The organism is Porphyromonas sp. oral taxon 279 str. F0450 (genome assembly GCF_000292995.1).
Classification (GTDB): Bacteria; Bacteroidota; Bacteroidia; order Bacteroidales; family Porphyromonadaceae; genus Porphyromonas; species Porphyromonas pasteri.
The window spans coordinates 38287-51131 of record NZ_ALKJ01000029.1 but is presented as its reverse complement, the minus strand read 5'-3'; the positions used below and the strand labels follow the sequence as shown (position 1 = coordinate 51131).

Annotated in this window: 9 protein-coding genes; 3 read left to right on the top strand and 6 right to left on the bottom strand. The window is 60.4% G+C overall.

Features of this window, described 5'->3' with window-relative positions; all coding sequences use genetic code 11:
- Positions 1–230: 230 nt before the first annotated feature.
- Genes HMPREF1323_RS06790 through HMPREF1323_RS06780 form a run of 3 tightly spaced genes read left to right on the top strand, consistent with a single transcriptional unit; the run spans position 231 to position 4867 of the window.
- Positions 231–2921: a 4-alpha-glucanotransferase gene (locus HMPREF1323_RS06790; protein ID WP_009433372.1), complete on the top strand. Its 2691-nt coding sequence runs from the start codon at positions 231–233 to the stop codon at positions 2919–2921.
- Between the two features lie 4 nt (positions 2922–2925).
- Positions 2926–3921, top strand: coding sequence for a PhoH family protein (locus tag HMPREF1323_RS06785; protein WP_044124178.1), 996 nt, complete (start codon positions 2926–2928; stop codon positions 3919–3921).
- 4 nt (positions 3922–3925) lie between these two features.
- Positions 3926–4867 (top strand): phosphoribosylaminoimidazolesuccinocarboxamide synthase, encoded by a 942-nt coding sequence (locus HMPREF1323_RS06780; protein ID WP_009433410.1) that lies wholly within the window; start codon positions 3926–3928, stop codon positions 4865–4867.
- Between the two features lie 467 nt (positions 4868–5334).
- On the opposite strand, the gene HMPREF1323_RS06775 is transcribed toward HMPREF1323_RS06780, so the two are convergent.
- Genes HMPREF1323_RS06775 through HMPREF1323_RS06750 form a run of 6 tightly spaced genes read right to left on the bottom strand, consistent with a single transcriptional unit; the run spans position 5335 to position 12794 of the window.
- Positions 5335–6051, bottom strand: coding sequence for an SIR2 family NAD-dependent protein deacylase (locus HMPREF1323_RS06775; RefSeq protein ID WP_009433378.1), 717 nt, complete (start codon positions 6049–6051; stop codon positions 5335–5337).
- Complete coding sequence (locus HMPREF1323_RS06770; RefSeq protein ID WP_044124186.1) at positions 6048–8201, bottom strand: S46 family peptidase; 2154 nt, start codon at positions 8199–8201, stop codon at positions 6048–6050. The genes HMPREF1323_RS06775 and HMPREF1323_RS06770 overlap by 4 nt, the downstream gene beginning before the upstream one ends.
- Positions 8202–8260: 59 nt before the next feature.
- Positions 8261–8851: a 4'-phosphopantetheinyl transferase family protein gene (locus HMPREF1323_RS06765; protein ID WP_009433392.1), complete on the bottom strand. Its 591-nt coding sequence runs from the start codon at positions 8849–8851 to the stop codon at positions 8261–8263.
- Positions 8848–10167: a hemolysin family protein gene (locus HMPREF1323_RS06760; RefSeq protein WP_044124177.1), complete on the bottom strand. Its 1320-nt coding sequence runs from the start codon at positions 10165–10167 to the stop codon at positions 8848–8850. Before HMPREF1323_RS06760 ends, HMPREF1323_RS06765 begins: the two co-directional genes overlap by 4 nt.
- A gap of 23 nt (positions 10168–10190) precedes the next feature.
- Positions 10191–11474: a hypothetical protein gene (locus tag HMPREF1323_RS06755; protein ID WP_009433409.1), complete on the bottom strand. Its 1284-nt coding sequence runs from the start codon at positions 11472–11474 to the stop codon at positions 10191–10193.
- A gap of 9 nt (positions 11475–11483) precedes the next feature.
- Positions 11484–12794 carry a porin gene (locus HMPREF1323_RS06750; RefSeq protein ID WP_009433384.1) on the bottom strand — a complete coding sequence of 437 codons (1311 nt, stop codon included), beginning with the start codon at positions 12792–12794 and terminating at the stop codon, positions 11484–11486.
- Positions 12795–12845 lie beyond the last annotated feature (51 nt).

Sequence of the window (12845 nt, the reverse complement as noted above, 5' to 3'; positions counted from 1 at the left end):
GGGGAGTTGGTCGTGCGATGACTTAGTACTCTAAATAGAGGGTAGGACTCACGGCAACAGTCTCAATATAGGTCGACCCGCGGACCAATATAGGTTCATACCCCTCCCTACCGAAGAATGAGCCCACACCACCCTACCCCAGGGCCGAAGATATTGCGTACCTTTGCAACGGAAGGTACACACAGATGCACCTTACTCTACACGAACGAATGGTAGGACCCTATCTATAGATGACAGTCACCTTCTCCATCGAGTACTGGGCGCAGCCCCACGAGCGGCTCACGCTCGTAGGCCGAGCTGCCGACAGCCCCGCCCACTCTGGAGCGCAGACCCTCCCCCTCGAGCATCTCGGGGAAGGGCATTGGCAAGCGACTCTACACCTCCCCTCCGCCACCTCCCCTATACATTATATATATAGCTACCGCCTCACCGATGAGACGGGTGCCGTACTACGCGAGGAATGGCGGATCTCCCACGAACTTCATCTCCCCGCTGGCGACACGACCGTCTTCACACAAGACCGCTGGATCGACTGCCCTGAGGATGCCCCTGCCTTCTCGGCGGCCTTCTGCGATATCCTCGGTCAGCAGACCACAGCTCTGGAGGAAGCACCACAGCCTGGCCTCACCTTCTCCGTCCACGCTCCCGCCCTACACCGAGGTGAGCGCTTACTCGTGACGGGGAGCTACGAGGCACTCGGGAGCTGGGATCCTAAGAAGGCTCTTCCCCTCACCTACCGCGGACAAGGACGCTGGAGCGCTACGCTCCCCGCCTCTGCCATAGGCTCCGCCCCCACTTCGCTTCGCTACAAATACCTCCTCAGCACAGACGCAGGCTATACCTACCTCTGGGAGGAGGGTGAAGACCGCTGGATAAATCTCCCCGACAGCACCGTCTATCCCTACTGCTATGTGCAGGATAGCTACCTCCATCTCCCCAGCCGCCCTGTGCGTACGGCAGGCCTTGTCACACCGCTCTTCTCGCTGCGCAGCGACACCGACTGGGGTATAGGCGACTTCGGCGCGCTCAGAGAAGCCATTGACTTCGCAGCCGAAGCAGGTATGCACGCCGTCCAGCTCCTCCCCATCAACGATACCACCAGCACACGAGGCACCGCCGACTCCTATCCCTACAATGCGATATCCGTCGACGCCCTCCACCCCATATACATCGATCCCGAGGCACTGCCCGCCCTCCCCTCCGAGGAGCGTAAGGCATTCCTCCGCGAGGCAAAGGCACTACGCCAGCTCCCCGCCGTGGACTACCCACGCGTACTCGAGCTGAAGGAGCGCTTCCTCCGTCGTGCATTCGAGTTGCAGGGTAAGGCCGACCTCACGAGCGAGGACTTCCGCCTCTTCTACGACGAAGCCGCCACTTGGCTCCGTCCCTACGCCCTCTACTGCGTCTTGCGTGACCAGTTTGGCTCGGGCACACCCAGCGACTGGGCGGGATGGGAAGTGTATGACGAGGCTAAGGCAGCTGCCTATCTTGACGATACGGCACATGCTGAGGAGGTAGGCTATTACTACTGGCTGCAGTTCGTCCTCGACCGCCAGCTCCAGGCGGTACGTAGCTATGCTGAGGAGCGAGGCGTCTTCCTCAAGGGTGACCTCCCCATCGGCGTAGCGCCCCACAGCGTCGACGTCTGGATGGCACCACCTCTCTTCCACACGGAGCAGTCCGCAGGCGCCCCACCCGATGACTTCGCTGCCGACGGGCAGAACTGGGGCTTCCCCACGTACAACTGGGAGCGCATGCAGGAGGAAGGCGACTTCCGCTGGTGGCGCCAGCGCTTCGAGCGTCAGGCCCGCTACTTCCACGCCTTCCGCATCGACCATATCCTCGGCTTCTTCCGCATCTGGGAGGTACCACGCACGCAGCGCTCTGGGCTCTTGGGGCACTTCCACCCCGCACTCCCCTACAGTCTCGAGGAGTGGCAGGAGAAGCTCGCGCCCCCCTTCCCCATTGAGCTACTCATCGCGCCACTCGTCCACGAAGACGAGCTGACGGCACGCCTTGGCGACAGCTTCGATGACCTCCTCAACAGCGGCTATCTCCATAGCACTGCCCTTGTAGGGCTCTATCAGCTCACGTATGGCGAGCAAGCCGACTACGAGACGGAGGCCGCCCAGCGCGCTCTCGGAGCCGATGTCGCCGCCGTACTCGCTGAGCTCTGCACGGAGACTGCCCTCATCGCCGACCCGTACAAGGCAGGGCACTACCACCCACGCATCGCGCTGGAGCGCAGTCGTCTCTTCGCCCGCCTCCCCGAGGAGGTGCAGGAGCGCTGGCGAGCCGTCAGCGATGACTACTATTACGTCCGGCACAACGAGCTCTTCCGCACCACCGCCCTGCTGCGTCTCGGTGCGCTGACGAGCCACACACGCCTTCTGCTCTGTGCCGAGGACCTCGGGATGATCCCCGCCTCTGTACCCGCCGTCCTCGACGAGCTGCAGGTCCTCTCCCTTGAGCTGGAGCGTATGCCGAAGGCCTTCACCCCCACGGGCTGGGCACGCCCCGATGGCTTCCCCGCCCGCTCGGTAGCCACGACCTCCACCCACGATATGCCTTCGCTACGTGGCTGGTGGCACAGCCTCTCGGCGAGCGAGCAAGAGCGCTACTATCGCGAAGAGCTCCTTCTTACCGAGGAAGTTCCCGACGAAGAAGCCCTCTACCGCCGCATCATCGAGGCACATCTCGCATCCCCATCTGCGGCTGTCCTCCTGCCCCTTGCCGACTGGATGAGCCTCGACAGCCGTCTCTGGCTCACCACACCCGCCGAGGAGCAGATCAACCGCCCCGAGGATCCGCATCACTACTGGGGCTATCGCTTCCCCCGCAGCCTAAGCGACCTGCAGGCAGCAGCTCCCGAATGGCGCACCCACATCAAGCATCTCATCACCCTATCCCAACGACTATAAGCCTATGATGGAGCGACTCTACGTCTTAGAGGAAGCCGACACGCAGGAGTTCGTCGGTGTCAACCGCGCGAACCTCGTCACGCTACAGAACCTCTTCCCTAAGACGAAGCTACGCATTCACCAGAACGTCATCAAGGTACTTGGCGAAGACCAAGCCGCCGAAGAGCTCCTGCACATCCTCTCCTCTCTGGAAGCCCTGTGCAGTCGCCACAACCAGCTGACCGAAGCACAGATCATCGAGGTCGTGCGTCGGCACCGCAGTAAGGCCGCCGACACCCTGCCCACCGCCGAGAGCGACGTACTCATCTACGGCGTCCACGGCAAGGCTATCCTCCCCCGCGGGGAGCGTCAGCGCCGCATGGCTCGCGAGTTCGCCGAGCGTGACCTGTGCTTCGCCACGGGTGCTGCCGGCTCGGGGAAGACCTTCATCGCCATCTGTCTGGCGGTCAAAGCCCTCAAGGCAAAGCAGGTGCGCCGTATCATCCTCTCCCGCCCTGCCGTCGAAGCAGGCGAGAAGCTCGGCTTCCTCCCTGGCGAGATGAAGGACAAGCTCGACCCCTACCTCCAGCCGCTCTACGACGCCCTCGGCGAACTCATCCCTGCCCCCAAGCTCAAGGACCTCATGGACACGGGCGTCATCCAGATCGCCCCGCTGGCCTTCATGCGTGGTCGCACGCTGAGTGATGCCGTCGTCATCCTCGACGAAGCGCAGAACACTACACCGCAGCAGATGAAGATGTTCCTCACGCGCCTCGGTATGGGCTCGAAGATGATCATCACGGGGGACTTCACGCAGATCGACCTTCCCCGTGGCGTGACCTCGGGTCTGAAGGATGCGCTCGACAAGCTCCACGGACTGAAGAGCATCAGCTTCATCCACTTCGATAAGACCGACATCGTGCGCCACCCGCTCGTCTCCGAGATCGTGGCCGTCTACGATGCCAAGGACGAAAAGACGTCCGCCCCCTCCGACACATCACAAACTAATCACACAAGATAGAACTATGGCACAGACACTCGTCCGCACGGACTTCCAATTCCCTCATCAGGATCACGTCTATCATGGCAAGGTCCGCGACGTGTACTTCCTCGGCAGTGAGCAGGTAGCGATGATCGCCACCGACCGCATCTCCGCCTTCGACGTCGTACTCCCCAAGGGTATCCCCTACAAGGGACAAGTCCTCAACCAGATCGCGACCTACTTCCTCGAAGCTACGCGCGACATCGTCCCCAACTGGCTCATCTCTGCTCCCGACCCCATGGTATCGCTCGGCCTGCGCTGTGAGCCCTTCCGAGTAGAGATGGTCATCCGTGGCTACCTCACTGGCTCAGCTTGGCGTGCCTATAAGGCGGGCGAACGCACCCTCTGCGGTATCCAGCTCCCCGACGGCATGCGTGAGAACGAAGCCTTCCCCTCGCCCATCATCACCCCCACCACGAAGGAAGATGTCGGCCATGACGAGAATATCTCCCGCGAGGAAATCATCCGCACCGGTCTGGTCAGCGAAGAAGACTACAAGCAGCTCGAGGCCTACACCTACGCTCTCTTCAAGCGTGGTCAGGAGATGGCACGTGAGCGTGGCCTGATCCTCGTCGACACGAAGTACGAATTCGGGAAGAAGGACGGCAAGATCTACCTCATCGACGAGATACACACGCCCGACTCCTCCCGCTACTTCTATGCCGAAGGCTACGAAGAGCGCTTCGAGCGTGGCGAAGAGCAGAAGCAGCTCTCCAAGGAATTCGTCCGCCAGTGGCTCATCAAGAACGGCTTCCAAGGCCGTGATGGCGAAGTCATCCCCGAGATGACCGAGGAGTACTGTAAGAGCGTCTCCGACCGCTACATCGAGCTGTATGAGACCGTCACGGGTCGTGCCTTCGTCGCCGAACCCACCGACGACCTCACGGCACGCATCGAGCGCAACGTCCTCGCCGCCCTCAAGTAAGCCCCGCCTCCCCCCCCCTTACAAGCATCAGCGCCCCATGATCCGCTCGGGATTATGGGGCGCTGCTGTATAGATACGTGAGGGGAAAGAGCGGAGGGAAGGGCACGAAGGAATAGAGGTACTCACTCGTTTTTCGCGCGGTATTTCGTGCGACGTGTAGGAGTATTTCTAAATCTACGTACGTGGATTTTAGGACTACGAGGGGAAATCCTTTGGACTACGTGCGGGGATCTTAGGATCACGCACCAAGATAGAAGAATAGGTGTAGACCTCCGTGGTTTTGGCTGCGGTGGGGCGGAAGTTTTCTCGGGCGAAAGAGAGGGGCAAGGAGTAGTGCTACGGAGTACCAAGGCGGTGAGGAGCACGCATAAAAAGAGGCTGTCCGCACGCTTCCACGAGGGAAGCGTGCGGACAGCCTTCATAGGATCGAGGTGTGAGCTTCGGTGAGGAAGCTCAGCAGAGGGGCATTAGCAGCCTTCGGTCAAGCGCGCATAGAGGTCGCGCATACCGGCCACAGCTCCCGCCTGGATATGGATGAGGTCGGGGCGGTAGCCACTACGCACGGGCTTCGGGTCGATGCAGTAGACGGGCGCCTTTCCTGGGACGTAGCCCAGCAGTCCCGCTGCAGGATAGACCTCCAGCGACGTGCCGATGACAAGGAAGATATCCGCCTCTTCGGTGGCTTCGATAGCAGGGATCATCTCCGGCACCTCTTCGCCAAACCAGACGATGAAGGGGCGGAGCTGCGTGCCATCGGGCGCTAAGTCCCCGATATGGAGCTCACGTGTCGCCCCTTCGGCGGGGTAGGTGGTGAAGGGATCCCGCACGGAGCGGTTCTTCATCAGCTCCCCATGGAGGTGGATGACACGGCTGCTACCCGCACGCTCGTGCAGGTCGTCGACGTTCTGCGTGACGATCGTCACACGATAGTACTCCTCGAGGCGGGAGAGCAGACGGTGCCCTTCGTTGGGCTCTGCTCCGACGAACTCCCGACGGCGCTGATTGTAGAAGTCCAGCACGCACTGGGGATCGCGGTACCAACCTTCGATGCTGGCGACCTCTTGGACGTCATGCCCCGCCCACAGACCATCGCTATCGCGGAAGGTCGACAGGCCACTCTCGGCACTCATCCCTGCCCCCGAGAGGACGACGAGGTGCGGACGCTTGGGGCTCTGGGTATTCATCGGCGTGAGACGAGCGACAGCTCCTGGATGAGGCGGGGGCACTCACCGAACTGGTCGATGAGCAGGAGGACGTAGCGGATATCACAGATGATGCTACGCTGGTAGGAGGGCAGGTACTGGATGTCACCACCGACACCTTCCCAGTTGCGGTCGAAGTTGATACCGATCAGGTCGCCGTACTTATTGAAGACGGGGCTACCGGAGTTACCACCTGTGGTATGGGTCGTAGCAGCGAAGTTGACAGGCATCTCATACGTGCCGTCAGCCTTCTTAGCTGCCCAACGCTTGCCTTCGCCGTAGAGCTGCTTCTGGTAGATCTCCTTGAGACGAGCGGGGACAGCAAACTCCCATGAGGTGGGGTCTTCCTTCTCCATCACACCACGCAGGGTCGTAGGCACCTGATACTCGACGCCGTCGACAGGCGAGTAGCCACGGACCTGACCGTAGGTGAAGCGCAGCGTGCTATTGGCATCGGGCCAGAGGTTGTCGACACCACGCTGAGCGATGACGCCACCGACGTAGGTGCGACGAGCCAGATCAATGGGGTTGTCGAAGGCACGGAGATCCTTCGTCAGCTGCTCGCGCTTGGTGCGGACAGAGGCAGCGAAGCGCGACATCAGGTCGGAGGAGAGGACAGCCTGCTGCTCCTTAGCCCCCAGCTTCTTGAAGGCCTCGAAGCCCTCGGGCGTGGTGAAGGTCGACTGAGCGAACATCGCATCAACGTAAGCATCTACCGAGCCGAACTTATCGATCCCCTCAGCGATAGCCGTGGGCCAGTCCTTGCGGTTGATCTGACGCGTGTATTCGGCCAGCTCAGCCTTAGCGATCTTAGCGTCAAGCGAGGGGAGGTAGTCCTTGTTGTTGTAGGCAGTGAAGGCCTTGTCCGTAGCGGTCAGCGGATCATCAGCACCAGGGGCGCGCGTGGCTTCGATAGCCTGCCACAGCCCTTCATCGAGGTACCAGAACTGGCGACGCAGGTCACGACGACCCTCGATAGCGCGGTCGATCGTGGAGACAGCATCAGCATAGGACTTGTAGGACTTAGGCGCCTTCTCCTTGGCCCACGAAAGGAGGGACTCCATCTCCTGCTGCTTGGTGGCCTTGAAGTTATTCTTCTCAATACCGAAGTTCGCACCGATAGCACGCTTGTAAGCGTTCTGCGAGCGGGCGTACTTAGCGGCGTACATGATGTTCACCTTGGGGTCGGCAAGCATATCCTTGAGCATAACCTCCTGACGGATGTTGCGCATGCGGATGCGGATATCATTGTCGATGGTCTTCCATTCCTCTACTTCGGAGGGGAGGAAGAAGTGGTTGGTACGACCAGGGAAGCCCATGATCATCGCGAAGTCATCACGCTGTACGCCATCGGTAGAGATGTTGAACCAGCGCTTGGGCTTCAGAGGCACGTTGCTCTCTGAGTAGGGAGCAGGGTTGCCGTTGGCATCAGCGTAGATGCGGAAGATGGAGATATCACCAGCGTGACGGGGGTACTTCCAGTTGTCCGTGTCGGCACCAAACTTCCCGATAGCGCTGGGAGGTGCACCGACGAAGCGGATGTCGGAGTAGACCTTCTTGGTGAACATGAGGTACTTGTTCCCATTGTAGAAGGGACGGATCTCGACCTCCGTGCCTGGGTGATCCTTGAGGTAGTTGTCACCGACACGCTTGCGAGCTACCGAGCGAAGGAAGGCGGGCGAGAGGTACTCCATGCCCGTGCCCTTACGCACCTTCTTGAGCTCTGCCTGCACGAAGTCCGTGACGTCCTCGATCTTGTCGATGAAGGTCACGACGACGCCCTTAGCGGGGAGCTCTTCGGCGAAGCTCTGCGCCCAGAAGCCGTTCTCGAGGTAGTTGTGCTCGACACTGCTGAGCTTCTGGATCGCGTCATAGCCGCAGTGGTGGTTCGTCAGGACGAGCCCCTGCGACGAGATGATCTCACCCGTACAGCCACCGTCGAAGCTGACGACAGCATCCTTGAGCGAGGTGCCGTTGGGGTTGTAGAGATCGTACTCCTTCATCGAGAGCCCGCGCTTGACGAGCTCAGGGTACTTCTTGGAGAGCTGCTCCAGGAGCCACATACCCTCGTCAGCACGTGCGATGGAGCCGACGCCGAGGGCGATGAGGAGCGCAAGTAGGGTTTTACGCATAGTCATTGATACGATATTGAGTGGTTAAGTAATATCAGTGTGATGGGCGGGGCGGTAGGCTAAGCCTCATGCCAGCCGTAGGTGAAGAGGTAGTCAGGGTGCAGTGTGTAGTGCACCGTGAGCGAAGTGGCCTCACGAGCGTAGCCGAGGCGTAGCTGCTGCGAGGTGGGGTCTATACGCTCCAGCGTGAAGCCATGGAGCGAGGCATCGGGCGGGCCGAAGATCTTGAAGGCGGTCTCCTTCGCCGACCACAGGAGGGTGCGGAGCTGAAGCTCCGAGAGCGAGGGAGCGCTATGCTCAAGCAGATCCCATTCGCTCTCCGTCAGATAGCGCGAGGCTACGGCACGGAGCTGCGGGCGGTAGGTCTCTATATCCACCCCGGGACGGAGCGTCGAGGGCGTGAGAAGCACAGCCGCGTGACCCTCGGCATGCGAGATACTCACGCTCTGCTCGGGCGCACTGGGGAGGAACGGCCGCCCCGTAGCGTCATGCTCACGCTGGGGCGGTGTAGCACAGCCAAAGAGGCCACAGAGGATAGTGCCCACAGCAGCCTCTTCGCTGCGACGGCGCTCCCGTCGCCCCACTACGGGGAAGTGACCAAGACAAAGGGCTACCCCAGAGGGTAACCCTTCTATGTACTCCAGCGTCATACTGTACCCGATGTCGTGTCGTCCGCTGGAGGGGGAATGACTTGGACCTCGGTGATGCGGAACTTCTCCAAGCTCGTGACTCGGAAGCTCCACTCGCCAGCCGTGACCAGATCACCCTTGCGGGGTAGGTCTTGCTTGAGCTCGAGGACGAGCCCACCGAGGGTGTCGACTTGCTCCTCGGCCTTGCCGAAGGTACCTTGCTCGAGGTCGAGTGCACGCAGGACGTCCGTCAGAGGCGTCCCCCCATCGAAGAGATAGCTCCCGTCGGGTAGGCGCTTGTAGGGTAGCTCCTCCTCGTCGTATTCGTCAGAGATCTCTCCGACGATCTCCTCGAGGAGGTCCTCCATAGTGACGATACCGCTCGTACCACCGTACTCATCGACGACGACGGCGATGTGCTTCTTCGTACTGCGAAACTCCTCGAGGAGGTCGTCCAGAGGCTTGTTCTCGGGGATGAAGAGCGCGTCACGGATAAGCTTCGTCCAGTCGAAGTCCGCCCCCTGCTCCTTGTAGGGAATGAGGTCCTTGAGGTAGAGGATACCGCGGATATTGTCCTCCGACCCCTCGTAGACGGGGATACGTGAGTAGCCCGAGTCGAGGGCGAAGTGGAGCATACGATGGAAGTCCCACGCCACATCGATATCGACCATGTCCACACGGGGCACCATGATCTCCGAGGCGGTCTTGTTGTGGAAGTTGATGATGTCCTCGAAGAGCTCCTTCTCCTCGGGCTCGTGTCCCTCGAGAAGGTCGACGGCCTGCGAGAGGTCATCCACGGAGAGGTCATAGCGCTTGGGCTGCATGCGACTCGTCAGCATGCTCGTCGAGCGCATAAGGAAGGAGGAGAACGGATAGATGATGCGCGAGATCAGCGCCATCTTCCCCGAGGAGAAGCGGCTGAAAGCGAGGGGGTGTGCTTGGGCGTAGACCTTCGGGATGATCTCACCGAAGAGCAGCAAGAGGAGCGTCAGGATGACCGTCTGGAAGATGAAGCCCAGGGCGGGAGCATGCGTGAAGTCGAAGATCTGCGCAAAGGCATAGCCGGTCAAGATGACGATAGCCACGTTGACCAGATTATTGCCGATGAGGATCGTCGCCAGTAGGCGCTCCGAATCCTTAAGCAGCTCTACGAGGCCTTGATCCGCAGGGTGCTCCTCCTCCTTGATCGTGTCGATATCGGAGGGAGAGAGCGAGAAGAAAGCGACTTCGGAGGAGGACATGAAGCCCGAGACGACGAGCAGAAGGCCCGATATAGAGAGGGCGATCCAAGCTGAGACAGGGATCACCTCATTGATTACCTGACTGAATGATTCCAAATGCGTAGAGGATTGGGGGAGGATTAGCGCACGCCTTCGTGGCGGCGTACGGCATTGAGGAGGTCGCGATGCTGCTTTGCCTTCTGCTGGACAGAGGCTTCGAGGAGCTGGAGCTCGCTACGTAGCTCACTGCGCACGGAGGCATCACCCTCTCTCCAGCGAGCACGGAGCTCACTGAGGCGGGCTTCTTCGCGGGCGAGAGATTCGCGTAGAGCTTCGGCCTCAGCGAAGGTGCGACGGCCAGCGTCACTCTTGAAGTCTGCCCAGCGGTGGTAGACGACTGCGCCCTGCAGGTGGAAGGTCAGCTCCGCCTTCTCCTCGCGCTGTGTCGTAGGCTGTACGGCTACGGCCTCGCCTTCGTAGAGGACACCCGAGAGGGTCGCACGGCGGTAGGCTTCCTCTTCGGAGAGCTCCGTCGTCTCACCACCCTGACGACCAGCGAGGAAGGCAGGGCGACCGGTGAAGCGATAGACGTGGACCTGCCCCTCGGGAGCGAAGCGGTCACTGATAAGTATCCCCCAGCCTTCGCTCTCGTGATAGGCGAGCAGATAGTCATTGTAGGGGGAGTTGTACGGCATGCCGAGGAGGGTAGGCTCGAAGAAGCTATTACCCTGCTCGGTGAGGCGCGTCATATAGAGGTCATAGCCACCGAGGCCTGCGGGAGAGCGGCGAGCGAAGAAGAGCGTCATACCATCCTCGAGGAGGAAGGGCGAGCGGATAGGCGCATCGGCCTCCAGCGTCTTGGTCGCTACTCCCTGACGCTCCCAGCTACGGCCTGCCTTAGCGTACCAAGCGAGAGCATGAGCATCGGGGATGATGCTATTGCGCCCCAGAGCATCAACGAAGCCGAAGATGGGGAAGACGGGAGGTGCCGTGTGCAGGCTGTCGCCTACCACGGGCGTCTCCACGGGGAGGAGGGAGCGAATATCGGCAGGGAGCTGCTCAGCGATGAGAAAGCGCCCACTGCCCTGAGGGAGGAGCTCAGCTATGCGATCGATCCCGACGAGTGTGCTATCGACGACGCGGAGCTCATCGGCTGCACCATACATACGCTCGGCACGTGCTATCTGCCCCTGTAGCATCGTGATGCTGTCGGGCACCGCCTGACGGCGGCGCTGGAGGCTGGAGATATACTTGGAGAGTGCTGTCGAGGCAGGGCCGAACTGATAGGCGTGATAGGCACGCTCCGCCTCACGGAGGAGCTGCTCGGGGCTCTGCGTGGGAGCCTTGGGCTTCACGACCTTCGCCTCACCCCATAGTGGGGCGAGGACGAGGGCGGAGAGAAGTAGGATCGATCGTAAAGACATATCGAATGATTAGAATACGAACTGCGCGCGCAGCTGCAGGGTATGGTAGCTCAGACCATCGCCGCTGCTGGAGCGCAGACGGCCAAGTGCAACAGCATCCTTGCTGAAGGAAGTGAAGGTATAGCTGAGGCCGAGCATCATCGCGGTATTGGGATACCAGTTCACCGCTCCAAGGGCTTCATAGGCCTGCCCCATATAGCCCTGGGTATCGATAGCGCTGGCACCGATCATAAGCTCGACATTGCCCCCAGGCTCCACCTCATTATTGACATTAGAGAAGACTGCACCGCTATTGGAGTAGCTACGCTGCTTCCCACGGAGCATATAGGAGCCTACGAGATATCCGCCCCAGAAGGAGACACTCTCACTACCATCAATATTATACGTCTTCGCCCCATTCGTAATAACCCCTGGTCTTTCCTGTGTGACAAAGGTCGAGCACAGGGCCTCACCCTGGACAAAGAAGCGGTCATCACGGTAAGCAGCCTCCAGATCACAGATGGTATAGTGGTCGATCCCTGAGAAGCCACCAGCGATGAACTTGCGGTTCTCTACGACAGAGCCCGAGCGACCACCCACGGCAACGATGCCGTCATCCGAAGTCACACGCTCGGGGGTACGAGCCACAGCCGAGAAGCCGAAGTGCACAGTCGTCTGATCCGTATTGATGGGGCGCCAGACGGCACGTGCCGAGAAGCCGTAGCCCTCGCCCATGTGGTTCTCACGAGCATTGACACGCTCGCTGCTACCAGCGAAGAGGCCTGCACCGAGCCAATACTTATCCCCCCAGTGGGTACCAGCAAGCCCCCAGTGACGGGTATAAGGGATGAGGAAGTCGAGAGGTAGTGGGGTCGTGACCGAGCCGTGACGCGTGGAGGTATTCATCCCGATGCTCAGCGGCTCGAGCTGGTGCCCGAGGACAAGACGCGTCTGAGGACTGAAGGCATAGGCTGCGTAGACATCACAGAAGGTGATGCGCTGCCCCGTGTAGTTGACATCAATGCGTCCCGTCCAGTTGCCATAGCCGCCGAAGAAGCCGAGGCGAGCCTGTGTGATGGAGGTCCCAGCTGCCATACGGAAGGGCTCTTCTTGGGTCGCCCCTGAAGGCAGGTAGGTGAAGTTGGACTTATCGACGGGCGCGAAGGCTGCCGCATCGAGGGTCAAGCGACCGTCGACACCGAGGGTCACCTCGTCAGGCTGACCGAGACGCAGGGCGATACCCGTCTGGGCAGCTGCCTTTGTGGACGAGAGGAGGAGGCCACCAGCTACGATGACCGAAGCGATAAGCGCGTAGTTCTTTCTTCTACTAGACAGTACCATTTGAGAATGCGTATTTGTTTACCTTAGACAAAGATAGCCTTTTCTGCAGTA

Bases quoted from the DNA above. Each gene is read 5' to 3' on its own strand.
- HMPREF1323_RS06790 (WP_009433372.1), top strand. From the start codon at position 231: ATGACAGTCACCTTCTCCATCGAGTACTGGGCGCAGCCCCACGAGCGG.
- HMPREF1323_RS06785 (WP_044124178.1), top strand. From the start codon at position 2,926: ATGATGGAGCGACTCTACGTCTTAGAGGAAGCCGACACGCAGGAGTTC.
- HMPREF1323_RS06780 (WP_009433410.1), top strand. From the start codon at position 3,926: ATGGCACAGACACTCGTCCGCACGGACTTCCAATTCCCTCATCAGGAT.
- HMPREF1323_RS06775 (WP_009433378.1), bottom strand. From the start codon at position 6,051: ATGAATACCCAGAGCCCCAAGCGTCCGCACCTCGTCGTCCTCTCGGGG.
- HMPREF1323_RS06770 (WP_044124186.1), bottom strand. From the start codon at position 8,201: ATGCGTAAAACCCTACTTGCGCTCCTCATCGCCCTCGGCGTCGGCTCC.
- HMPREF1323_RS06765 (WP_009433392.1), bottom strand. From the start codon at position 8,851: ATGACGCTGGAGTACATAGAAGGGTTACCCTCTGGGGTAGCCCTTTGT.
- HMPREF1323_RS06755 (WP_009433409.1), bottom strand. From the start codon at position 11,474: ATGTCTTTACGATCGATCCTACTTCTCTCCGCCCTCGTCCTCGCCCCA.
- HMPREF1323_RS06750 (WP_009433384.1), bottom strand. From the start codon at position 12,794: ATGGTACTGTCTAGTAGAAGAAAGAACTACGCGCTTATCGCTTCGGTC.